General features: G+C 40.9%; 25 protein-coding genes and 2 pseudogenes. 22 read left to right on the top strand and 5 right to left on the bottom strand.

The features are described from left to right. Positions 1-95: 95 nt before the first annotated feature. The 8 genes and pseudogenes from ppx to AC3ISE_RS08270 all read left to right on the top strand — a co-directional run. On the top strand, positions 96-1,625 hold the full coding sequence (gene ppx, locus AC3ISE_RS08235; RefSeq protein WP_489223826.1) for an exopolyphosphatase: 1,530 nt from the start codon (positions 96-98) through the stop codon (positions 1,623-1,625). 219 nt (positions 1,626-1,844) lie between these two features. Then, the gene (locus AC3ISE_RS08240) at positions 1,845-3,956 is read left to right on the top strand and encodes an RNA degradosome polyphosphate kinase (protein ID WP_489223827.1); all 2,112 of its coding nucleotides are present in this window, start codon (positions 1,845-1,847) and stop codon (positions 3,954-3,956) included. Positions 3,957-4,069: 113 nt separating this feature from the next. Further along, positions 4,070-6,001 (top strand): sensor domain-containing protein, encoded by a 1,932-nt coding sequence (locus AC3ISE_RS08245; protein WP_489223828.1) that lies wholly within the window; start codon positions 4,070-4,072, stop codon positions 5,999-6,001. Positions 6,002-6,075: 74 nt separating this feature from the next. Then, positions 6,076-6,840 carry a 2,4-dienoyl-CoA reductase gene (gene fadH, locus AC3ISE_RS08250; protein WP_070878009.1) on the top strand — a complete coding sequence of 255 codons (765 nt, stop codon included), beginning with the start codon at positions 6,076-6,078 and terminating at the stop codon, positions 6,838-6,840. A 113-nt stretch (positions 6,841-6,953) separates the two neighbouring features. Then, a complete protein-coding gene (locus AC3ISE_RS08255) occupies positions 6,954-8,171 on the top strand; it encodes an EAL-associated domain-containing protein (protein ID WP_489223829.1) in 1,218 nt (405 codons plus the stop codon). A gap of 210 nt (positions 8,172-8,381) precedes the next feature. Next, positions 8,382-8,621, top strand: coding sequence for a hypothetical protein (locus tag AC3ISE_RS08260; protein ID WP_133311409.1), 240 nt, complete (start codon positions 8,382-8,384; stop codon positions 8,619-8,621). A 203-nt stretch (positions 8,622-8,824) separates the two neighbouring features. Beyond that, the gene (locus tag AC3ISE_RS08265) at positions 8,825-9,514 is read left to right on the top strand and encodes a DUF3993 domain-containing protein (RefSeq protein ID WP_489223830.1); all 690 of its coding nucleotides are present in this window, start codon (positions 8,825-8,827) and stop codon (positions 9,512-9,514) included. Between the two features lie 169 nt (positions 9,515-9,683). Beyond that, a pseudogene (locus AC3ISE_RS08270) lies at positions 9,684-9,788 on the top strand (manganese catalase family protein); the annotation flags it as partial. 35 nt (positions 9,789-9,823) lie between these two features. Here the strand turns inward: AC3ISE_RS08270 and AC3ISE_RS08275 are convergent. After that, positions 9,824-10,069, bottom strand: coding sequence for a glutaredoxin domain-containing protein (locus AC3ISE_RS08275; RefSeq protein WP_489223831.1), 246 nt, complete (start codon positions 10,067-10,069; stop codon positions 9,824-9,826). An 11-nt stretch (positions 10,070-10,080) separates the two neighbouring features. Then, positions 10,081-11,049 (bottom strand): MBL fold metallo-hydrolase, encoded by a 969-nt coding sequence (locus AC3ISE_RS08280; RefSeq protein WP_489223832.1) that lies wholly within the window; start codon positions 11,047-11,049, stop codon positions 10,081-10,083. Between the two features lie 203 nt (positions 11,050-11,252). Between AC3ISE_RS08280 and AC3ISE_RS08285 the strand changes: the two genes are divergently transcribed. From AC3ISE_RS08285 to AC3ISE_RS08310, 6 genes and pseudogenes are all read left to right on the top strand, one after another. Beyond that, a complete protein-coding gene (locus AC3ISE_RS08285) occupies positions 11,253-11,489 on the top strand; it encodes a YkuJ family protein (protein WP_070878018.1) in 237 nt (78 codons plus the stop codon). A gap of 13 nt (positions 11,490-11,502) precedes the next feature. After that, positions 11,503-11,652 (top strand): hypothetical protein, encoded by a 150-nt coding sequence (locus AC3ISE_RS08290; RefSeq protein ID WP_165970932.1) that lies wholly within the window; start codon positions 11,503-11,505, stop codon positions 11,650-11,652. 409 nt (positions 11,653-12,061) lie between these two features. Next, positions 12,062-12,580, top strand: a complete 519-nt coding sequence (locus AC3ISE_RS08295; protein ID WP_489223833.1) for a ribonuclease H-like YkuK family protein — start codon at positions 12,062-12,064, stop codon at positions 12,578-12,580. A 74-nt stretch (positions 12,581-12,654) separates the two neighbouring features. Further along, positions 12,655-12,846 carry an antirepressor AbbA gene (gene abbA, locus AC3ISE_RS08300; protein ID WP_070878022.1) on the top strand — a complete coding sequence of 64 codons (192 nt, stop codon included), beginning with the start codon at positions 12,655-12,657 and terminating at the stop codon, positions 12,844-12,846. Positions 12,847-13,416: 570 nt separating this feature from the next. Next, positions 13,417-13,863 carry a cyclic-di-AMP-binding protein CbpB gene (gene cbpB, locus AC3ISE_RS08305; RefSeq protein WP_489223834.1) on the top strand — a complete coding sequence of 149 codons (447 nt, stop codon included), beginning with the start codon at positions 13,417-13,419 and terminating at the stop codon, positions 13,861-13,863. A gap of 68 nt (positions 13,864-13,931) precedes the next feature. Further along, positions 13,932-15,447 (top strand): annotated as a pseudogene (locus tag AC3ISE_RS08310) (MDR family MFS transporter). Between the two features lie 43 nt (positions 15,448-15,490). Here AC3ISE_RS08310 and AC3ISE_RS08315 read toward each other — a convergent pair. Both AC3ISE_RS08315 and AC3ISE_RS08320 read right to left on the bottom strand, forming a co-directional pair. Next, a complete protein-coding gene (locus AC3ISE_RS08315; RefSeq protein ID WP_489223835.1) occupies positions 15,491-15,856 on the bottom strand; it encodes a VOC family protein in 366 nt (121 codons plus the stop codon). 11 nt (positions 15,857-15,867) lie between these two features. Then, the gene (locus tag AC3ISE_RS08320) at positions 15,868-16,599 is read right to left on the bottom strand and encodes a sulfite exporter TauE/SafE family protein (protein ID WP_489223836.1); all 732 of its coding nucleotides are present in this window, start codon (positions 16,597-16,599) and stop codon (positions 15,868-15,870) included. Between the two features lie 121 nt (positions 16,600-16,720). On the opposite strand from AC3ISE_RS08320, the gene ccpC reads away from it, so the two are divergent. The 7 genes from ccpC (at position 16,721) to AC3ISE_RS08355 (ending at position 22,057) form a co-directional block, all read left to right on the top strand. Next, positions 16,721-17,599 (top strand): transcriptional regulator CcpC, encoded by an 879-nt coding sequence (gene ccpC / locus AC3ISE_RS08325; RefSeq protein ID WP_070878033.1) that lies wholly within the window; start codon positions 16,721-16,723, stop codon positions 17,597-17,599. A gap of 331 nt (positions 17,600-17,930) precedes the next feature. Beyond that, positions 17,931-18,407, top strand: coding sequence for a flavodoxin (locus AC3ISE_RS08330; protein ID WP_489223837.1), 477 nt, complete (start codon positions 17,931-17,933; stop codon positions 18,405-18,407). Beyond that, positions 18,397-19,293, top strand: coding sequence for an exo-alpha-sialidase (locus AC3ISE_RS08335; protein ID WP_489223838.1), 897 nt, complete (start codon positions 18,397-18,399; stop codon positions 19,291-19,293). Before AC3ISE_RS08330 ends, AC3ISE_RS08335 begins: the two co-directional genes overlap by 11 nt. Positions 19,294-19,310: 17 nt before the next feature. Next, the gene (locus AC3ISE_RS08340) at positions 19,311-19,769 is read left to right on the top strand and encodes a flavodoxin (RefSeq protein ID WP_489223839.1); all 459 of its coding nucleotides are present in this window, start codon (positions 19,311-19,313) and stop codon (positions 19,767-19,769) included. 79 nt (positions 19,770-19,848) lie between these two features. Continuing rightward, the gene (gene dapD / locus AC3ISE_RS08345) at positions 19,849-20,559 is read left to right on the top strand and encodes a 2,3,4,5-tetrahydropyridine-2,6-dicarboxylate N-acetyltransferase (RefSeq protein ID WP_070878041.1); all 711 of its coding nucleotides are present in this window, start codon (positions 19,849-19,851) and stop codon (positions 20,557-20,559) included. A 72-nt stretch (positions 20,560-20,631) separates the two neighbouring features. After that, positions 20,632-21,759 carry an N-acetyldiaminopimelate deacetylase gene (locus AC3ISE_RS08350; RefSeq protein ID WP_489223840.1) on the top strand — a complete coding sequence of 376 codons (1,128 nt, stop codon included), beginning with the start codon at positions 20,632-20,634 and terminating at the stop codon, positions 21,757-21,759. Positions 21,760-21,814: 55 nt separating this feature from the next. Further along, positions 21,815-22,057 carry a YkuS family protein gene (locus tag AC3ISE_RS08355; protein WP_489223841.1) on the top strand — a complete coding sequence of 81 codons (243 nt, stop codon included), beginning with the start codon at positions 21,815-21,817 and terminating at the stop codon, positions 22,055-22,057. Positions 22,058-22,090: 33 nt separating this feature from the next. Here the strand turns inward: AC3ISE_RS08355 and AC3ISE_RS08360 are convergent, their stop codons facing one another. After that, positions 22,091-22,948 carry a mechanosensitive ion channel family protein gene (locus AC3ISE_RS08360; RefSeq protein WP_154318123.1) on the bottom strand — a complete coding sequence of 286 codons (858 nt, stop codon included), beginning with the start codon at positions 22,946-22,948 and terminating at the stop codon, positions 22,091-22,093. Positions 22,949-23,280: 332 nt separating this feature from the next. On the opposite strand from AC3ISE_RS08360, the gene AC3ISE_RS08365 reads away from it, so the two are divergent. Further along, positions 23,281-23,823, top strand: coding sequence for a peroxiredoxin (locus AC3ISE_RS08365; protein WP_489223842.1), 543 nt, complete (start codon positions 23,281-23,283; stop codon positions 23,821-23,823). Positions 23,824-23,874 lie beyond the last annotated feature (51 nt).

Consider the following 23,874-nt stretch of genomic DNA (forward strand, 5'->3'; position numbering starts at 1 on the left):
TATGTCTGAACAGGGTGTTTGTTGCCCCGCCGGAATAGATGAGAATTGTCATGCTGTGATATAATTTTTTGTATATTCAGAGGAGTTGAACGAATTTGATTAAAGAAAAATATGCAATTATCGATATTGGTTCAAATACAATGAGGCTTGTTATCTACCAGCGCGATAAAAGTCAGCGTTTAAAAGAAATTGAGAATGTGAAAATTGCGGCACGGCTCCGAAATTATTTAAATGATGACTCCTTCTTAAATGACGAAGGAATCAGCGTTTTAGTTTCAGCTCTTCACAGTTTTCAGGAAGTCACAAGGCATCATGATCTGAAAAACGTAAAATGTGTTGCCACTGCAACAATCAGACAATCAGAAAATAGAGAAGCCATTTTGGAGAAGGTTCAAGCTGAAACAGATTTTTCAATCCGCATTCTGTCTGAATATGAGGAAGCCTATTACGGTTTTTTGGCTGTTGTTAATTCCACTCAGATCAGCAGCGGAATTACCATTGACATTGGCGGAGGAAGCACAGAAATTACATACTTTGAAAATAGAAAACTGATTCATTATCACAGTTTTCCGTTTGGCGCTCTTTCCCTTAAAAAATATTTTGTGAAACAGGAAATTCCGACTGAAAAAGAAGTGGATGATTTAAAGCAGTTCCTCTCGAGGGAATTTCATACGCTTCCATGGCTCTCAAATAAAGAATTGCCGATTATAGCTATCGGGGGAAGTGCCAGGAACATCGTGCAAATTCATCAGGCCATGCAGGAATATCCGCTTGCAGGGGTTCACCTTTATGAAATGACTTATAAAAATCTGACAGATGTTCAGCACTTTTTATCTTCTTTATCGCTGCATGAACTGCAAAGAGCAGACGGATTGTCAAAAGACCGTGCGGATACAATCATCCCTGCTGCTCATGTTTTTACAGCACTGTACGAAATCGTTGGTGCCGACAATTTTATTTTAAGCAGAAAAGGACTGAGAGACGGTGTTTTTTATGAAGACTTGAGGAAGGGAACTGGTTCGGCCATATTCCCCAGTGTTATTGAAGAAAGCTTTCATGAACTGCTCAGTGATTATGATATCGACCTTCATCATGTTCAGTATGTAACCAAGATTGCGATAAAGCTGTATAAAGACCTTGCTGAAACAGGATTGCTCTCCTTCTCAGATGACGATATTATCTTGATCAGAAGAGCATCATTTGTCTATAATCTTGGCCAGTATATTGACTCTGAATCCAGCAGCCAGCATACTTTTTATTTGATTGCCAACCGGACAATCGACGGTCTTCTTCACAAGGAACGGCTGCAGCTCGCACTGATTGCTTCTTTTAAAAGCAAGTCAGCGTTTAAGCAATATAGTGCACCTTATAAACACTGGTTCTCTAAAGTGGAACAGAGGAATATGATGCTGCTTGGCGCGATCATCAAGCTCGCATACAGCTTAAATGCAACGAGAAGAAATATTATTAAAACGCTGAAACTTGAAGAAGATCATGATCGTGTAAAATGCTCTGTTGTTTGTGAGGGGAATTACAGTCCTGAGGAATATCAGGCAGAGAAGCAAAAAAAGAATTTAGAAAAGATCTTAAAGAAAAACATTGTGTTTCATTTTAAGGAAAGCTGAGAGCAGCACTCCCTGGCCAGATTGGAGTTACCGCGATGATCAAGATATTTCACGGCAAATTCTCAATTTGGCTGATTCAGCTAATAAGTCAGTACTTTCTCGATATTATATTTACAAAAACCACATACAATAATTACAATAAATTTACATTCCTCTCTCTTCCAAGTGCTATCATTACAGGTGAATCCAAATGACTAATTTAAAAGGGTGACTTTTTACATGAGCACAGTAAACATCGATCAGATATTGCTTGGTAACCCTCTTTATTACAACAACCGCGAATTAAGCTGGCTTGCTTTTAATAAACGAGTATTAGAAGAAGCCATTGATGAACGAAATCCGCTGCTTGAACGGCTGAAGTTCCTCGCGATATTCAGCTCTAACCTCGACGAATTTTTCATGGTCCGGGTTGCAGGGCTTAAAGATCAGGTGAAAGCAGGCTTCAGCAAGCCTGAAAACAAAGCGGGACTTACTCCAAAGCAGCAGCTGTCGCATATAGCCGAACAGAATCATTCGCTTGTAGAGCTGCAAACCCGCACATTCAACGAGATGATCGTGCCTGCTTTAAAAAAAGAAGGCGTTGCATTTGCAACTGTCAGAAGTTTATCTCCTCACCAAAAAAAGATCATAGAGCAGTATTTTGACGAACATATCTTTCCTGTTCTTACCCCAATGGCTGTTGATGCCTATCGTCCATTTCCGATGCTGCTGAACAAGAGCCTCAATCTTGTCATCAAACTCGAAGATCAAAACGAATCAATTGAATACCGAACGAAAACCGCTATCGTTCAAGTGCCTGCTGTTTTAGAACGCTTCGTTTCCATTTCTCCCCCTGAAGGCGGGCATGAATATGTTCTTTTGGAGGATATTATTGCCTATTATATTTATAAACTATTTCACGGATTTGACGTGCTTTCCGTCACCCCGTTCAGAATCACACGCAATGCAGATATGACGATCCATGAAGAAGGCGCCAGGGACCTTCTTAAGGAAATTGAAAAAGAACTGAAGAAAAGAAAATGGGGAGCTGCCGTCCGTCTTGAAGTGAGAAAGGATTTCTATGATTCTCAAATGATGTCCTATCTTCTGGAAGAATTAGAAATTCATAAAAATGATGTTTATGAGATTGACGGGCCGCTTGACTTCACTTTTTTATTTGGTTTTTATAAAGAGCTCAGTACAAAATTTGATCATCTTACATACGAAACATTCATCCCTCAGCCACCGAAGGATTTATCCTCGAATGATGATATCTTTGAAGCTGCTGCTGCTCAGGATTTATTTTTGCACCATCCATATGAATCATTTGAGCCTGTTATTGATTTTGTTTTGGATGCTGCAGATGATCCAGATGTTCTTGCTATCAAGCAGACTCTCTATAGAGTAAGCGGGGGTTCGCCTGTTATTGAGGCCCTGAAGCGTGCAGCGGAAAAAGGAAAGCAGGTGACCGTGCTTGTTGAACTGAAGGCGCGCTTTGATGAAGAAAATAACGTCCAATGGGCAAAAGAGCTTGAAAAAGCAGGGTGCCATGTGATTTACGGAATGACCTACTTAAAAACCCACAGCAAGATTACACTGGTTGTGAGACGGAAAAACAGCCGAATTGAGCGGTTTGTCCACTTAGGAACAGGCAATTACAATGATCAAACTGCAAAAATCTACACGGATATGAGTTTAATCACTTCCAATCATAAGTACGGAATTGACGCCACCAACTTCTTTAATTATTTGAGCGGTTATACTGAAAAACCAGAATTTCACCATATTTCTGTAGCCCCGTTTGATATACGCAGCGACTTTTTAGAGCTTGTCGATCATGAAATTGATTATCACAAGCACCACGGAAATGGCAGAATCATTGCTAAGATGAATTCACTTACAGACAAAGTCATTATTATGAAGCTGTATGAAGCATCAAATGCAGGTGTGAACATTAACTTGATTGTAAGAGGCACATGCTGTTTAAGACCGGGAATTAAGGGCATCAGCGAAAATATTAAAGTGCGGAGCATTGTCGGCAGATTTCTTGAGCATAGCAGAATCTATTATTTTCATCATAACGGAGAAGAGAAAATGTTCCTCTCATCTGCAGATATGATGACCAGAAATATGGAAAAACGCGTCGAAATTCTCTTTCCTGTTTTTGACGGCAGCATAAAATCCAGAATTTCAAACCTCTTGTCCATCATGCTTACAGACAATGTAAAAGCTCGGGAGCAAGATCCTTCCGGGAACTATCATTATGTCACAAGATTGGCTGACGAACCTGAAATCGACAGCCAGGCAATCCTTGCACAGCTTTCATACAGGGTATCAGAAGACGAAGAATAATGATAAAGGGTGCTTAAACAGCGCTCTTTTTTTTGATGAAAAAAAGAGGGAGGTTTTAAAGAACTCCTTGTGTTACTATTAGGAAAAATGAGATAAAAGTAGGACGAGGGTTTATGAACAAATTAAAGAAAGCAATCATAGAAGACTTTCAGTCAGAGATACATATTGAAAAAATCGAATCGATTATTTTTACGATCATTTTAGAACATATAAAAGACCTTGTATTTTTAATGAAAGTTGATAAGGACCAAGTACGCTATGTTTTTGTAAATGAGGAAGGCGCGAAGCATGCAGGGCTTGGAGAAGATTATGAAGGTGTATCTTTGTCGGATGTGATGGATAAGAAAGTTGCGGATCATTTGCTCGAAATGTACAGGGTCGTTATGCAGACAAAGCAGCCGTTCTCCTATCAGGATCAAGTGCAGCTCATCGATGGGTCCATCATTTTCGGTGAATCTGTTCTAACCCCGATTTTGAATGACAAGGGAGATATCATTTACATTATTTCCGTCACCCGCGATATTTCTGAAAGGATGTCAGAAAAGAAGAAGCTGATTGAAAGTCAGCAGAGATACAAATCACTGTTTGATCATAATATAGACTGCATCTTTTCACTGGATTTAAATGGGACAATTGTCTCTGCCAATCCAGCAGCAATCGATTTAACAAAAACGTTCACGATTTCGCTGATCGGCAAGTCCGTTTTTGACTTGTTTGACCAGGACAGGGAGAAGATCGCTTCTCTTTTCTCGCAAGCAGTCAAGGGAAGAGCGATGGAGGACGAATCAAAGCTCAAGATGAAAAATCAGGAAGTGCATCTTCATGTTAAGGCCATTCCGATTATCTTAAATAACCATATACAGGGCATTTATTTAATTGCAAAAGACATATCTGAGCAAAAACGCCATCACTCCCTGATTAAGCATATGGCCTATCATGATTCGCTTACAGGACTGCTAAACAGGACAGCGTTAAAAAAAGATCTGGACAAGCTGCTTGAAGACCAAACAACCCGGAAGCTGACACTCATGTATATCGACCTCGACCGCTTTAAAATGCTGAATGATACAATGGGACACTCGATTGGCGATCTGCTCCTTAAAGAAGTCAGTATCCGTCTGCAGTCGCTTGATATACCATCATATAAAGTGTACAGGCAAGGAGGAGACGAATTTATCCTCCTGTTCAAAAATGCGGGCAAAGCCTTGGCGGAACAGTATGCACAGCAGATTCTTGACTTATTTGCTGAACCAATTCATCTCGGCGGGCTTGTATATTTTATTAGCCCAAGCATCGGAATCAGCATATATCCAGAAAACGGAAGAGAAGAAGCTCAGCTGATTACACATGCAGATATGGCTTTGTATGACGTCAAGCAAAGAGGAAGAGGCCGCTTTCAGATCTATCACGCCGGAATGAACCAGAATTCACGCAGAGTGCTGGCGATTGAAACGGGCCTCAGGCAAGCGCTTGAAAACAGCGAATTTTCACTGGTCTATCAGCCTCAGGTTGATTTAAAAACGATGGACACGAAGAATTTTGAAGTATTGCTGAGATGGAACAGCAAGACGCTGGGTTCTGTTCCGCCTTCTGAATTTATTTCAGTTGCGGAAGAATCAGGTCTGATGATTCCGATAGGTGAATGGATTATTGAAGAAGTGTGCAAACAGCTTTCAGAATGGAACCTTAAGGAGCACTGTTCTGTAAAAGTCGCCATCAACCTGTCTTCAAAGCAATTTCAGCAATACTATCTGGCAGATATGATTCAATCTTTATTTCAGACGTATCACATTCCGCCTCATCAAATTGAATTTGAAATTACAGAGGGTGCCCTGCAAAATCCGGAAGAAGCTCTGGAAACCATGCAGAGGTTAAAACGTCTTGGTGTATCCATTTCCATTGATGACTTTGGACGGGGCTTCTCATCCCTTCGCTATCTTAAAACATTTCCGATTGATTCCCTGAAAATCGACCAATCGTTTATTAAAGACGTCATGACAGATGAAAAGGACGCAGCCATTATCACAACCATTATTACTAAATAATAGTTGAAATAGTTAGAAAATAGAAGAATTATATGATAAAATATGAATGGTCATTCATTTTGGGGGTGTTGTTGATGAAGGATAAAGTATTGATTGTTACCGGCGGTTCAAGCGGGATGGGTAAAGCGATGGCAGAAAGTTTTGCCAGACAGGGTGCAAATGTAGTGATTACTGGCAGAACGATTGAGAAATTAGAGGCTGCCAAAGAAGAGATGCAAGGTTTGGAAGGAAAGATTATTCCTTTTCAAATGGACGTCCGTGTACCGGAAATGTCAGAGGAATTGATCCGAAAAACAGATGAAGCATTTGGACGTATTGACGGTCTTGTCAATAACGCAGCAGGTAATTTTATTTGCCCGGCTGAACAGCTTTCGGTTAATGGGTGGAACTCAGTCATCAATATCGTGCTGAATGGGACGTTTTACTGCAGCAGTGCTGCCGGCAAGTATTGGATTGAGAAACAGCAGAAGGGTGCCATACTTAATATGGTTGCTACATATGCATGGGGCGCAGGCGCGGGAGTTATCCATTCTGCTGCAGCAAAGGCAGGTGTCCTTTCCATGACAAGAACGCTTGCGGTGGAGTGGGGCAAGAAATATGGAATCCGTGTTAACGCAATCGCGCCTGGACCGATTGAAAGAACAGGCGGAGCAGACAAGCTCTGGCAGTCAGAAGAAGCAGCTAAAAGAACGCTTCAAAGTGTGCCGCTCGGCCGGTTAGGCACGCCAGAGGAAATCGCTTCACTTGCATCCTTTCTCTTATCAGATGCAGCCGGCTATATAAATGGCGAATGCATTACAATGGATGGCGGCCAGTGGCTGAATCAGCATCCGTTCTAATATTTTAAAGCCAATGGATTCTCTTTTTTACAGGAGAATCCATTTTTACTTTCGCGTTCGAATCTATGTGGTATAATCATACAAAAACAGAGAGAGAAAGTGGGGAATGGCATATGGATCCTTTAGATATTATGACAAACTTAGAGCACGTAAAACCGTTCTATCAAGCCATTTTCAGCGCAGACGAACAAAAAGTGATCGGGTATGAAATACTCGGGAGAATTCATCTGGAAGAGGAAACGAAAAGTTTAGGGCCTTTTTTTAAGGATGAATCCATTCCCGATGAATACCGGTTAGAAGCAGATAATTACATTTTACATATGGCACTTGATGCTTTTCTCTTAACGAATGATGACACGCTTATTTTCCTAAACCGTGATGCAAATTTACTAATGCTTGATCACGGAGAAAGCCTGCTTGAGCAATTATTTGCATGGAAAGAAAAAGGCGGAAACCTTGAGAGGATCGTTATAGAAATAACAGAGCACACATTTACAGGCGACATTCGGCAGCTGACACACGTATTCACTTATTATCGTACATACGGCATTAAAATAGCTGTGGACAACGTCGGAAAAGCAAGCAGCAATCTTGACCGCATCGGTATGCTGATGCCCAATATCCTGAAAATTGATCTTCAGCCCCTCAGATTAACTTCACCCCTGCAGACATATCATGACGTATTATACTCCATTTCTCTTCTGGCGAGGAAAATAGGGGCTACCATTCTGTACGAAGAAATTGAAGTCAATTTTCAATTTCAATATGCCTGGAAAAATGGCGGCCGCTACTTCCAAGGGGATTATCTTCAGACTCCTAGAGAAGAATTTATTGAACCATATATGATTAAAGAAAAAATGACACGGGAATTTCATGGATTTATCCAATATGAAAAAAAGAAGCTTCAGCAATTTTATGACATCTCAGAAGCGTTTCATCAAAAAGTGCATGTGCTGATTTCAAAAGAGAATAAACCGGGAATTCCGTTTGATGAACTGATCACAAAGCTATCACAGCAGCTGTCAGACTGCTGCTTTCGGATCTACATTTGTGACGGAGACGGATTTCAGCAATCAGGAAATATTCTCAAACTGGACGGAGCATGGGAATATCAGCCTGACTATTACATGAAAAACTGGAGCTGGAGGCCGTATTTCCTTGAAAATATCATGAAAATGCAAATCCGGAAAAAGGGATTTTTCAGCGATTTATACAGCGACATCGAAACAGGCGAAACCATCCGGACCTTCTCCTACCCAATCGATCAGCAGCACTATCTTTTCTTGGATTTGCCGTACTCATACCTTTACGAAAATGGAGCCCTTTTGTAATAATTTCTTTTGATTGTGCCATTCTAATAAGAAAAGCGGAATCGCCTGGTTAGCTCCGACAGACAGATAAGGCGCTTTTTGCCTTTACTGCCGGAGCCGTTCTGGCCGTGGAGTTAGGCGATGGAGCTGGACAATAAGAAAAGCGGATTCACCACAAGGGCATCCTAAATCCGCTTCGTACATGTTCTTACTTAAATAAGGAGTGACACAATGGATAAATTCACGATGGCACTTGCTATTGTTGCTTTCATGATTGTTGCGGGAGGACTTCTCTATACGATCAGCGTGGGAAGACTGGTAGATGCAAGGAGAAGTGAAATGGATACACAAATTAACGAAAAGATTCAAAAGCATCCTTACCTTCGAAACCCGGTTTTTCTTACATGGATCTTTTTTTTAGGGTTCTTATTACTCTTTGTTTTCTATCTGGCTTTTACAAGATCTTGGTGAAAAACAGCGGCATTTGCTGCTGTTTTTTTATTGATTTGAAATTTCAGGATTATCCTTTTTTTATAAGGGTAATGAATAACATAAGAGAAATTGTCAGAAAATGATGTTATTTTGTGGATGAAAATTGAGTAGAAACGACAATTAGTCTGATAAAATTTAGAGACTAAGACATATGATTCGAAAAAAAGGTGGGAGGATTAAAAATGAAATTCATTTCAAGCACATTCACCGCACTTATTCTATTTTTGGGTTTTGGACATGCAGGCTTTGCCCAGTCATCGTTTAACAAAGAAGACGCAGCTGACCTCACGCGAGAGGCAGCGCAGACACAGCTCACTCTGACAGAAAATGAGCGCTCCCTTGAAGAAATCGAGCAATCATTGGATCCATACTTTACAGATGAATTTATTGAGGGATATATGAAGGAAAATGTACACAAAGGCAATGAAAAATATATTGTGTATGGCAGTGATTTCACACCATACGGCATTCCATTTTTTAATTACGATGAAAACATGAAGTTCGGCAGCGAGAACAGCAAGCTGAAGCTTTATCAGTTTTTTCCCGCTGAAGATGAGGGACCTGTGAGTTATGAGGATCATTTTGAAACCGTTGAATTTACCGAGGAAGACGGAAGCTACAAAATTTCTTCCATTCAATATTCTGATCAAGAGCCAAAAGCAGAAGCAGCTGAAGAAAAAAAAGAAGATGATTCAGCAATCAACGTAAGCATGCTCTTCTCAAACACTCTTGAAGATGTAAATGAAGCTGAACCTTTTCAAAATAAACAGGACCTTTCGTTTTTATGGACATCTTATTTTAAAGCCAAGAATTTTTTAACGGCTTATTACCAGCCAGATCAGCAAATGGATTTTGCCTATTACGGTGAGTAAAACACAGGGACAGCTGTTTCTGTGTTTTTTTTGTGTCTATATCCGTCAATTTGAGAGAGAAAATTCCCTGAAATTGACCAAACAGGACCACACTCTGACCGTTCAGTCAAAAAACCTGCTGGAATATGTTGCATTGGGGAGATGAAACAACCGGCGAGTGCGTGCAGATCCGATGCCTGAATTAGACGAAATTCCTGAAGAATTTGCTCCGGGGATTTCAAAAGAGGATTTTGATGAAATTGCTAAAAGACTAATGCGTTCAGCAGGTATATAAAAATCCGGCCATTTTGGTGGCCGGATTTTAGTGTTTTATGAGAGTTCCAGCAATTTTTCCAGCTTCTGCAGGTCAAAACCTGCGACAATCTCTTCATCTACTGTAACAGTGGGTGTTGAAAACGATTTGAATTCGTGAACCATTTTGTTTCTGGCTTTGGCATCCTTTGAAACGTCAAATAACGTATAGTTAATTTCATGATGATCTAAATATTGCTTTACTATCTGACATGGCGGGCAGTCAGGCTGTGTGTAGACTGAAACTCGTTTGCTTTGTGACATACAGACTCCTTTTATGTACCGGATTTCATTTTCTTATAAAGCGTATCAACAAGGCCCATCGCGCAGACGGATAAATCTAAAGCTAATATGTTATACACCCGGTGAGACCTCGGAACCCCTTGCTGATCCAAATAAGAAAAAACTTGATTTTGAAGCTCTATTTTAACATGCTCTGCCGCATTTTCTAAAGAGAAAGGTTTGGACTGCTCCATGCCTTTTTGTGCACATTCCAGGAAGATCGGCAGCCAGCGTCTCATAGCGTCTATGGCGTGCTGTGGATTCGGACTGACACCATAATGACTGAAATGAAGGGCATTTAATTTTAAGCTTTCATAAAAAGCAGCTGATTTCTCCATTGCTTCCGGATCAAATTGATTAGGCGAAGTAGACGGCAAATAAAATTCAAGCCCATCAGGAAGCAGCTCCTGATAAAAAATTCCGATTGTATCACCAGTGAACATACTGTTGCTTTTATGGTCAAGGATACTGAAGTGATGGTTTGCATGTCCAGGTGTATCATAAAAAGTAAGAACAGAATCCTGGCCGATCCTGAGCGATTCCCCGTCTCCCTTTACTAGAATCCGGTCTTCCGGAATGGGGACAATCGGTGAAAACAATTCTTCAAATTTATCTCCGTATACAGCTTTTGCTCCTGCAATCAGACGAGATGGATTAATTAAATGTTTTGCGCCTTTCGGATGTACAATCACTTTTGCATTTGGACAGCTTTCAAGCAGCAAACCCGCGCCGCCAGCGTGGTCAAGGTGGATGTGTGTAACGATGATATTGGATATATCTTCTAGTTTTACACCAAGTTCCTTTAACCCATTTTTAATATACGGAACAGAAGGACTTGATGAAGGCTCAAAGAGTGTGATATTCTCTTCAAGTAATACATAGGAACTTGTCCGACCCGTCATCCCTAAATCATGACTATCAATGATTGCTGAACGTTCATCAATTTTGGTTACAAGCGACATTTATCTTAAACCCCCTTGTGATCGATAAAAAAATTGGTTTCTCCCATCACTACCATTTTAAATTTGCAGACTCTTAATGTAAAGGAGATGCGAATATTCTGACTTATTTTCAGACTAAAATGGATGGATAGAATAAATAAGGACGCACAAACTAGAGGCGAAGGCGGACCTCAAGTTGACTCACTCTGTTGGAGGTGATACTAATGTCACAGCTTTTAGGTATCATTACTAGACTTCAAAGTCTGCAAGAAAACGCGACTTCAAATGAACCCAACCAGCGCTTCTTTGAAGTAGAGGGTGAAAAACGTTGCAGTGTTAAATACTTTGATAAAACCGATACGTTCGAATTAGAAGTATTTCAAAAAGATGAAAAGCCTCAAACTTATCAATTTGACAATATCGATATGATCGCAATTGAAATTTTTGATTTGCTCCAATAATAGGAGGGAACTGATGAATACGAAACCAAGCGTCATTTGTCCGAATTGTCATGAGCAGCGGCCCCTTGATGAGGTGCTGACTGCCCAGTCCAATCAAAATGTCATTTATTCGTGTTCCAACTGCAATTATCATATGCGTAATATTCAAACGAAAAAAGGTTAAGCAGCCAAGTTTATTGGCTGTTTTTTTATATTTTTTTAAGTGAACAAAACCTTTCAGGGGTAAGGAATCAAAGCCGCTGAATGGAGAAAAAATCTTCATCCGTGAACGGAAATATCCACATATATTCTCCCTCAAACGAAAAAAACCCTCATTTCTTTCTTATTTTTAAAAATATCGGAAACTTTCATGAAGAAAAGGGCGTCTTATAATTAAATGGAATGGAAGAAAAGAGGTCGATGAAAAAAAGCTCCCTGGCAAAAGAAAAGCTTATCCTGCGGATTCTTGTTTAAAAATGGCAGTGTGAGGAAAAAATATACTATAAAATTTACGCCAATTTTACTCAACACCGGGTGAAGCCAAGCATATAATATGGTGTTTCCGTATTTTTTTCTTGAAAAGGAGCTGTCTTATGACTGATCACTTTATCTTTTATAATGTGTCTGAAGGAAGTATGTCATTTGAAGCTATGATCGAAAGAATTAAAGCGTTCATTTCAAATGATCCGCGTTCTGAATATATATTGTCCATTGGAACAGATTCTCAAGTCCACCAGTACGATACGAAGTTTATTACGGCCGTCCATGTGCACCGCATTGGAAAAGGAGCATGGGGATGCTTGAAAAATATGGTTATCCCAAGGCCGATTGAAAGCCTGCATGAAAAAATATCCATGGAAACAACATTAAGTCAGGAGCTGGCTTACGCTTTTACCACAAACTATCTCGCAGAACTGGCAGAAATCCTGATTCCTTATTCAGATGAAGGGGCAGATTTGATGTTTGAAATTCACCTTGATATTGGGAGAAAAGGACTCACCAAAGACCTGATACAGGAGATGACAGGCAGAATACAGGCTATGGGAATTGAAGCAAAAATAAAGCCTGATTCATATACAGCATTCAGCTATGCCAATCGATTCACTAAGTAAAGAAAGTGTCGGAATTTGCGGTTGACGCAAGACTCAAAAATTGATTACTCTAAATGATAAGGGGGCAATAAAAAATGAATTCTGCAGTTGAAATACTCTCATCAGACGATCAAAAATTTTTAGTGGAGCTTTTACTTAAACAGCAATATGCTCTTGAGCTGATCAGCAGCGAAATTTATGATATCGAGAGCGGCACTAAACAAACAGATAACGCAACGTATCAGAAGCTGGTAAGCCTGTATGACCGAATCAGATTTGAACTATAGAGGTACATATGTTTGATACTCTGCGTTAGAGTATCTTTTTTTGTGGTATAGTTTAGTGTGTATGCGCTTTCAATTAAAGAGCATTGGTCGCCGGTCAGACTCTTTGCACTAGGTTCTTTTCGTAAACATTGTTGCTTTTAGACTAGATGTTTAAAACCTGAGTGGATTGTGGCGGATAAACTTGACTCCTGCGGGAAATAGAGCGAAATGGAAGACCCCGCAGGCTCGCCGAGGAGGCATCCACGCTCCCCGCGGAAAGCAAATTCCTGCAGCGGAAAGGAACGGACAACATTTATAATCAAAAACAATAATCTATGCGAAAACAGCGTTGCACTATAAGTGTGGGTAAAGTCTTGGAATTAAGCGAGAAAGTGCTCAGTAATAAATTCGGAAAATTAAAGGATTTATTCGGTAAGTATCTAAACGTGAAATCACTTGCTGTGTACAATAGCTAAAAAGACGGTTCCGCATTTCTTAGGCTCTTTGTGGTAAAATATAAAGGGATGTTTCAAAAAAGACATGAAGGGGTATTATTGTTCGGTCTGAACTTTTTTAGAGAGGAAGAACAAATTGATTAGTCTACATACAACCAAATTATTAAATGAATCCACAATAGAAGAGTATATGATTCCAGCAGATAAAGTTGCGCATGTGCAGGTGGGGAATAATCTTGAGCACGCGCTGCTTGTTTTGACAAAAACAGGGTATACAGCGGTGCCTGTGCTTGATCCTTTTTTCAAGCTTCACGGGCTGCTCGGCACTAATATGATGATGGATGCAATTCTTGGTCTTCAGAGAATCGAATTTGAAAAGCTGGAGGAAATGAAGGTTGAAGAAGCGATGAATTCTGATATACCGCGTCTATTGCTGAATGATCCTCTTTCCAAAGGGTTAGATTTAGTAATCGACCATTCTTTTGTCTGCGTTGTTGACGCAGAAGGTGTGTTTGAAGGGATTTTGACAAGACGGGCAATTCTAAAAGAACTTAAAAACCAAATAAACATGAAAGACAGATAATGGTGAGAGAAGGAGAGCATGCCTGCCTCCTTCTTTTGTTTTTTGCTGTTCAAAGGGAGGGGATTCTTATGACACAGGCAGTGCTTGAAAAAGAACAAATCAAGAAACAATCATCCAATATGAAGCGCCCCTTCGTTCTTGCTGCTGTTATGCTTGCGATGTTTATGGCAGCGATTGAGGCGACAATTGTTTCTACCGCAATGCCGGCGATTGTAGGCGAGCTTGGAGGCTTTTCTCTTTACAGCTGGATTTTTTCTTCTTATTTGCTGATGAATGCCGTGACGGTATTAATTTATGGAAAGCTTTCGGATTTATTCGGTCGAAAACCTGTTTTGATCTTTGGCATTTCCGTTTTTTTACTCGGCTCGATTTTGTGCGGGCTGGTAAATTCAATGGAATGGCTGATTGCTGCGAGATTTGTCCAAGGGTTTGGTGCAGGTGCGGTCATGCCGGTAGCGTCAACGATTGTGGGAGATATCTATTCAAAAGAAGAGCGGGCAAAGATACAGGGGTACTTATCGAGCGTCTGGGGAATCTCTGCCATCATGGGTCCGGCAATTGGAGGATTGCTTGTCCAATTCGTCAGCTGGCGCTTTGTGTTTTGGATTAACATTCCGCTTGGACTATTGGCGATCGCTGGATTGGTGCTGTATTTGCATGAAGATGTGGAACGGAAAAAGCATTCGATTGACTACAAAGGTGCTTTCCTCTTATTTGCCTCAATAAGTACAGCAATGATTGTCCTTGTTGAAGGCGGCATCCGGTGGCCGTGGCTGTCAGCTCCCGTTCTTGTACTGTCTGTCGGCAGCCCTTCTTTCTTTTGTCCTATTTATTCGACAAGAACATCGTGCAAAAGAGCCTATGATGCCTTTTGAAATTTGGAGAGAAAAGAGCATCTTTATTGCGAATATGACATCATTGACTACGGGTGTCATGCTGATTGGCATTTCTTCATTTTTACCTGCGTTCGTCCAGGCAGTAATGGGACAAACACCCATTGTCGCTGGCTTTACTCTGACTGCTATGTCGATTGGATGGCCGATTGCTGCAACTGTATCCGGCAATCTGCTATTGAAAATAGGTTTCCGGACAACCTCTGTCATCGGGGGAATCGCCCTGATTGCAGGAAGTCTTGTCTTTTATAATTTAAGCCCGGATGATGGTCCTCTGTGGGCAGCTCTGGGGTCGTTTATAGTCGGGATTGGGATGGGGATGACGACAACAGCATTTATTGTTTCAATCCAGAGCACAGTCAGCTGGGAGCAGCGCGGATCAGCGACTGCTGCGAATATGTTTATGAGAACGCTTGGCAATACGATTGGAGCTGCCCTTCTGGGAGGGATTTTAAATACAAGGCTGCAATCATATTTTAAGGAGCAGGGAATCAATGAATCAGTCAATTTAGATTCTGTAAATCAGCTATTAAGCTCGGAGTCTGCAGATAAGCTTTCAAACGAGGCGATCCAGGCGTTAAAGACCGGGTTGACACAGTCTCTTCACAGTGTGTACATGGTTGTTTTTGCTTTCGCCGTCATCAGTTTTCTGCTGATTTTGAATTTGCCTAAAGAAAGTAAAAAAGCGTAGGAGGAAATCCCTCTTACGCTTTTTTTAAACTTGAAAAAGAGTCCTAAATCTTCAGCAATTCAATCCTATTCCCAAACGGATCAAAAAAGGAAAATCTCTGAACCCCGGGAATCTTTGTTTCTTCTTGAATCTTGATCTTATATTTTTCAAGCAAGGTCCTGGCAGCTTCAAGATTCTCTACCTGAAAGGCAGGATGACGTTTGCTTTTCGCCTGCTTCATTTTTTCAAGACCGATATGGAGCTCAATATTTCCGGCTTTGCACCAGAACCCGCCATTCTTTAAAAGAGAATCGGGTTTTTTTATTTCTTCAAATCCCAATGTATTTAAATAAAATTCACGCGCTTTTTGTTCTTCTTCAAATGGTGCACAGAGCTGGATATGATGAAGCTTTACAATGGATAAACCCATTTTTTCCCCTCCTAAAAAATTAAATTATAGAATAATTGAATGATAATCAGAACAGTAATCAGCCGTATTAGCCAAGAAGCGTGTTTAAAACTGAGCTTACTCGCAAATCTCACCGCCAGCTGTGCTCCAATAATGCTTCCGGCGGCCAGACTCAGGGCGATCGTCCAGTTCATAACTCCAGCCAATGCATATGTGGCAAATGCCCCAGAGCAGCTTAAAAACGTTTGAAATCTCGTAAAAGCAACGGATTTAATATAAGTAAAACCTTGATGAAGAAATGTGTACATCAGAAGAGTTCCCTGGCCTGGGCCGAACATGCCGTCATAAGCGCCAATCCCAAAGACAAGAGGATAGAGTCTTTTTTTTATTTTGCTCTCCCCGGAGTTTTGTTCCTTCGGCTTTCTTAAAAAGTTTAATCCTAAAGCGAAGATCAGCAGAAAAAGAGCGATGTAGGTCATCGTGTTCTCACTGATCCTGCTTGTAAAATAAGCTCCGGCAATTCCTCCTGATATCGTAAAAGGGGCAGTATACAAAATCTCTCTAAAATGAATCTCCCGTTTCTTCAGCAGCACATAAAAGCTTGAAAAAGAGCTCAGCGTATTGGCAAATTTATTAGAGGAGATGATTGTATGAACAGGCAAGCCGTAAAGGAGCATGAGCGGCATATTGATCATTCCTCCGCTGCCCGCAAGAGTTCCGATAAAAGTAGCTGCAATTCCAATGAAAAAAATCGGCCATTCCATGTAGTCATCACACCCTGTATGAAAATGTTTCTTTTAATTTAGTATATTCTTCCTTTAATGATTATGAAATGTTGAAAAAATTAGCTTATAATATAAGAAAAACTTATCAAGGGGAATGCAGATGCAGTTAACGGAATTAAGAATGCTCGTTGTTCTGTCAGAGGAAATGAATATGCGAAAAGCATCTGAACGGCTGTTTGTCTCGCAGCCTGCGCTGTCTCAAAGACTGCAGTCGATTGAAAAATCATGGGGGTTTCAGATTTTCATCCGCTCTCAAAAAGGACTTACTCTCACTCCATCCGGAGAAAAAATTGTGGCTTTTGCAAAAGAGGTAACGAAAAAAGAGGAGAAACTGAGAGAGGAAATATCAGAGCTTGAAGGAGAGGTTCATGGAACACTCAAGATAGCCGTTGCTTCAATTATAGGACAGCACTGGCTGCCTAACATATTAAAGCAATATGTCAGTAAATACCCGCATGCGAAAATATCACTTATAACAGGCTGGAGCAGCGAAATTTTAAAAAGCATGTACGAGGATCATGTTCATATCGGCATTATCAGGGGAAATCCTGAGTGGAAAGGCGTCAAACAGCATTTGCTCACAGATACTCTGTATTTAGTAGACACTGAAATTCAGAAGGTTGAGGACCTTATTGAAACAGAAAGGCCTTTTATCCAATTTAAAAGCGATTCATCTTACTATCAGGAAATTCAGGATTGGTGGCACAAACATTTTCAAAGCAGTCCGAAACGCACTATTGTCGTTGATCAGATCGAAACGTGCAAGCAAATGGCCTACAATGGCATAGGCTACGCCATTCTGCCATCCGTTACACTGCTGGATGATGAACGGGATATCTATAAAATACCGCTGCTCAATGAACACGGAGAGCCAATCGTCAGGGACACCTGGCTGCTTGGATTTGAATCTTCGTTTAAATTAAAGCAGGTTCAGGCATTTCTTGATGTTTTAAAAGAAAATAAGAAAGAGATTCATTAAGCAGCTTTCAAATGGAGCTGCTTTTTTCTTTTTTTAAAGGCTCTTTTCGTAAACTTTGTTGCTATGAGATTAAAAGTTGTAAACCTTAGTGGATAGCAGCGGATAAACTTGACTCCTGCAGGAAAAAAGAGCGAAATGGAAGATCCTGCAGGCTCGCCGAGGAGGCTTCCACGCTCCCCGCGGAAAGCAAGTTCCTCCAGCTGAAAGGAACGGACAATATTTATATTTAAAAACAGGCTTATTTTTAAAACACCATTGATAATGAGAATCAATTTCAATTATAGTGAATTTATGAAAATGAAAATCATTATCAATTAAAGAGGTGGCTTTGTTGAAAAAAACTCTTATTATATATGCAAGTATGTCAGGAAATACAGAAGATATCGCTAAACTGATCGGGAAAAGACTGCAAGAAGATGAGATGGAAGTTACATATGAAGAAATGGATGCTTGTGATAGTGAGAGCATCAAGGAGTACGATCATATACTCGCTGGATCCTATACATGGGGGGATGGGGATCTTCCTTATGAAGCGGAGGACTTTTATGAAGAACTTGCTTCTGCTGATCTTACAGGCAAACACATCGGCTGCTTTGGATCAGGTGATCACACTTATCCGAAGTTTTGTGAAGCAGTCGACCTATTACATGAAAGATTTACGGAAACAGGGGCGGATGTTTTTGCAGACTTGCTGAAAATAGAGGGTTCACCTGAATCAGAAGAGGAAATCTCAGAATGCATCCAGTTTGCTGAAGCTTTTTCTTCATGGTGTGCCAAAAACGGGAAGGTGACATTAAATGTTTCATAGAGGTGCAACAGCAGTCGAAAAAGTGGCGGGAAGCGGGTATTTTGTTGCCATAAAAAATGAAGGGCTTTATTTTTTTGACGGCCATGATCAATGGGAAATGCTTCTCCGGATTAATAAGAAAATCCGCTGTTTAAAATTGCTTGGTTCATATTTGTACGGAGTCGGCGAAGAAGGCTTTATTTTCCGCATGAATACTTCGGATTTCTCAAGCACTGAAGCATACCTTCCGACAACAGCAGCCATCTGGTCCATTGCGGGTAATGATGATGGAACGGTCATCATTCACGGAAAACATACGATTTATCAGTCAAATGACAGCGGGAGATCATGGAACGGCTTTAAGCCGTTTAAGCGCTTTTCCTCAAAACCTGTTATCCGATCTCTCTATCTCCATGATAATCAGCTTTTTATCGGTACGCAGATTCATGCAGAGCATGGGGGCTTGTGGAGATATGATTATCATACAGGTTCCTTTACAAGGATTAAAAAAGAAGGACACTCCATGATTTCTTCAATAGCCGTTGATAAAAATAGAAATCTGCTGATCTGCAGAGGCTCTGCAAAAGGACATGCAGGAAGTATTGAAATGGCTAACCTGAATGATGGACATGATCTTAACTGGATCAGCTGTCAAAATATCTACAGCGAGGAAGCGTTTCTTGATGTTTTTTGTGATGAAACAATCACGTATGCCGCTTCAAGTCAGGATAAGTACGGATTTTCAAGGATATATGCATTAAATGAGGATACGATGGCCCTTTTTCCAGCGGAAACAATTAAAGGGCATGCGTTCAGGGTTGCAGGCAGCGGACGTTCATTTTTTGCAGCAGGCCTTCATGAAAGCAAGCAGGGTGACTTGTACGGTTATTCAACAGTGGTTCATTAAGAAAGGAGATTGAATAAATGGGGAAAACAGCCATTATTTTTGCAAGCATGTCAGGCAATACAGAAGCCATTGCCGATTTAATGGAGAAAGGCCTAAAAGAAGCGGGCTCAGAAGCTGAAAAGTTTGAAGCAATGGATATTGACGGCACCATTTTCACAGAGTATGATCACATATTAATTGGTGCTTATACATGGGGGGACGGAGAGATGCCTGATGAAATGATGGATCTTTATGATGAGATGGACGATTATGATTTTGAAGATAAGACCATCGCTTTATTTGGTTCAGGTGATACAGCTTATGATCTTTTTTGCGGTGCGGTTGACCTGCTTGCTGAAAAAATCAAGCAGAATAATGGCTCTCTTATTATGGAAAGCCTTAAGATTGAGTGTTTTCCGGATGGTGATCAGGAGGAAGCCTGTCTGGAATTCGGCCGTCAATTTGCCCGCTGCATCCAATCGGCTGTGCGTTCATAATTTGTGCAGACAATCGGCTTGTCAACAAACACTTCCTTTGATACAGTAATGAAGTACATAGTCTGAAGGAGGAATACATATGAAAATGATGGATGCAAATGAGATTATTTCATTTATACAAAATAGCACGAAATCAACACCTGTAAAAGTTTACGTAAAAGGTGACGTAGAAGGCATCGATTTTGGTTCTTCTTCAAAAACATTTTTAAATGGAAACAGCGGGGTTGTTTTCGGTGAATGGGCTGAAATTCAAGAGGCTTTAACAAAAAATGAAGCTAAAATTGAAGATTTCGTTGTGGAAAATGACCGACGCAATTCAGCCATTCCATTGCTTGACATGAAAGGCATTAAAGCCCGCATCGAGCCAGGCGCGATCATCCGTGATCAAGTGGAAATCGGCGATAATGCTGTCATTATGATGGGAGCTTCTATTAATATCGGTTCTGTGATCGGTGAAGGTACAATGATCGACATGAACGTTGTCCTTGGCGGACGCGCAACAGTCGGAAAAAACTGTCATATCGGAGCAGGTTCTGTTCTTGCTGGAGTTATCGAACCGCCATCAGCTAAACCGGTTGTCATTGAAGATGACGTTGTAATCGGAGCAAATGCAGTTGTTCTTGAAGGCGTTACTGTCGGAAAAGGAGCGGTTGTTGCTGCAGGAGCGATTGTTATTGATGACGTAGCTCCTTATACAGTGGTAGCTGGTACACCTGCTCGAAAAATTAAAGATATCGACGAAAAAACAAAATCAAAAACAGAAATCAAACAAGAATTAAGACAGTTATAATACGAGTTTCTGTTTTTAAGGCGTGGATGACTTTCATCCGCGCCTTCTCTATAGGTATAAGGGGGAAGTGTCATGGATCAGCTGCCATCATTAATTACGATTCGAAGGGATCTCCACCGTATCCCAGAGCTTGGCTTTCAGGAGTTTAAGACGCAGGAATACCTTCTGAAATATTTAAGTTCACTGCCATCTGAAAGACTTGAAATCAAAACGTGGAAAACTGGACTATTTGTTAAAGTAAAAGGGATCGATCCTTTGAAAACAATTGCTTACCGAGCAGATATGGATGGGCTGCCGATTGTTGAAGAAACGGATTATTCTTTTCAATCAGAGCACGCAGACCGCATGCATGCCTGCGGTCATGACTTTCATATGACGATTGCACTTGGCATTATCACTTATTTTGTTCAAAATCAAGTTCGAGATGATCTGCTCTTTATTTTTCAGCCTGCTGAAGAGGGACCAGGCGGAGCTGAACCTATGCTGCAGAGTGAAATCATGAAAGAGTGGAAGCCAGACTTAATTACAGCACTCCATATTGCGCCTGAATATCCAGTAGGTACAATTGCCACCCGTCCAGGTTTGCTCTTTGCCAATACGTCAGAGCTTTTTATTGACCTAAAAGGCAAGGGCGGACATGCGGCATATCCGCATACAACACAGGATATGATTGTTGCCGCAGCTTCACTTGTCACACAGCTGCAGTCTGTCGTTGCAAGGAATGTCGACCCACTGGACAGTGCAGTCATTACTTTCGGGAAAATTACCGGCGGGACCGTCCAAAATATTATTGCAGAAAATGCAAGACTAGAAGGAACCATTCGAACGCTTTCTGTTGAATCTATGGAAAAAGTGAAAGAGCGGATTGAAGCGCTTGTTCATGGGCTAGAGATTGGCTATGCATGCAAGGCGGTTATTGACTATGGCTCAATGTACCACCAAGTATATAACCATCACGAGCTTACTGAAGAATTCATGGATTTCACAAAAGTAAACACGGATACAGAGGTTGTATTATGCCGTGAAGCCATGACAGGCGAGGATTTCGGCTATATGCTCGATGAAATTCCAGGCTTTATGTTCTGGCTCGGAGTGGAATCCCCATACGGACTGCACCATTCTAAACTGCAGCCTAAAGAAGAAGCGATTGAAACGGCTGTTCAGCTGATGTGCAAATATTTTCTCTATAAAGCAAATTGAATCCAAGAATAAACGTCCCCTCCATGTGACACATTAGTGATAGGAGGTGGATGAAATGCCAAAAATAGGTGTTGAACAATCATTATCAGATGTAACAGCAGCTCTTCAGGAAAAAGGCTATGAGGTCGTTCAATTGCGAAATGAAGAGGATGCAAAAGGCTGTGACTTCTGCATCATTACCGGTCAAGATTCCAATATCATGGGGATCAGCAATGCGGTGACAAATGGGTCTGTTTTCAGTGCAAGCGGTTATACGGCAGATGAAATTTGCCAGCATGTTGAGAACAGAATGCACTAACACACGAGAAAAAAGCTGCCGGTTGGCAGCTTTTTAATGTTGAACCTGATTAGCCTTTTTTTCAACAAATACCTGATGCGGAAACGGAATCTCAATCCCGTGGGCATCGAGTGTTTCTTTTAATTTCTTGCGGAGATTTCTCTCGACTCCCCACTGCATCATGTTTTCAGTTTTGGCAATGATGCGGATGACCACATCTGAAGCACCTAAACCCTGAACGCCTATTACGCTTGGTCCGTCAACAATCGCAGGGTCTTCAGCAGCAATGCGGTCGCACGCTTCCTGAAGGACGGCGATGGCTTCATCAATATTATCATCATATGAAATTCCAATATCAACAAGCGCTCTCATGTTTCCGCGCGAATGGTTGCTTAAACTGACGATTTCACGGTTCGGCACAAAGTTCAATGTACCGTCAAAGCTTCTGATCTGAGTTGTCCTCAGACCAACCTGTTCAACTATTCCTGAATAACCGGCTGTCGTAACATAGTCCTCCACATCGATCTGTTTTTCGAGAAGTAAAAAGAAACCTGTTACAACATCGCTTACAAGGCCTTGAGCTCCAAAACCAATCGCAAGTCCGACAACTCCGGCACCTGCAAGGAGTGCTGTCGCATCATATTCAAATACCTCGAACACCATAACAACAAAAATGAAAATTAAAATATAAGAAAAAAGATTTAATGTTAAGCTTTGAAGGGTTCTTGACCGGCCAATTGAAATCGACTGGCGCTGCTGTACGCGTGTAAACGTCTTATCAACAACCCGTGTGCCGATAGCTTTTACTACTACGAAAGCGATCAGAATCCCAATCAGCTTTAAGGTGATAATTCCTGCAGTTGTCATAAGACCTGCCCAATTAATTTTGTTCAGTAAATCAAAAAATTCCATCTGCAACATCCTTCCTGTGCAATTAAAACCAAGACTAATTATTTGGTTACCCGCTGCACAGCATGTTAAACTTAATTTGTTGAAATCAATCGCATTTTGCTGAAGTTTGATGATTGATTTGGCACAGAAAAGGGAATACCAATTGATGTATTCATAATAAATGGGGCAGTCTATATTAAATTAATTATTATTTAACATTGACTAAAAATACGGATTGCTCTATAATGTTCAATGTGAAAAGAATAAGTCACCAGTTGAGAAAATCATTTGATTATTCTCAATTAAGCTGATATCGATACCAGATATCAAAATACATTTTGGAGGGATACATAATGGCAGAACGCATGGTAGGAAAACAAGCTCCGCGCTTTGAAATGGATGCTGTAATGGCTAACAAAGAATTCGCTAAAGTAAGTCTTGAGGAAAACATGAAAAACGACAAATGGACAGTATTATTCTTTTATCCAATGGATTTCACGTTTGTATGTCCAACTGAAATTACGTCAATGTCTGACCGCGCTGACGAGTTTGAAGACCTTGACGCTGAAGTAATCGGCGTTTCAACAGATACAATTCATACTCACCTTGCATGGATCAACACAGACCGTAAAGAAAACGGTCTTGGCGAATTGAAATTCCCGCTTGCTGCTGATACAAACCACGTTGTATCACGCGAGTACGGCGTGTTAATCGAAGAAGAAGGTGTTGCTCTTCGCGGACTATTCATCATCAATCCAGACGGCGAGCTTCAATATGCTGTTGTAAACCACAACAACATCGGCCGTGATGTAGATGAAACACTTCGTGTGCTTCAAGCATTGCAAACTGGCGGACTTTGCCCAGCTAACTGGAAGCCAGGACAAGCAACTCTATAAGTTTTAAAAGAAAAGGAAGGTCTAACTCTTGGTTAGGCCTTTTTTAAGAGA

The sequence above is a fragment of the Metabacillus sp. KH_069 genome, assembly GCF_057838075.1.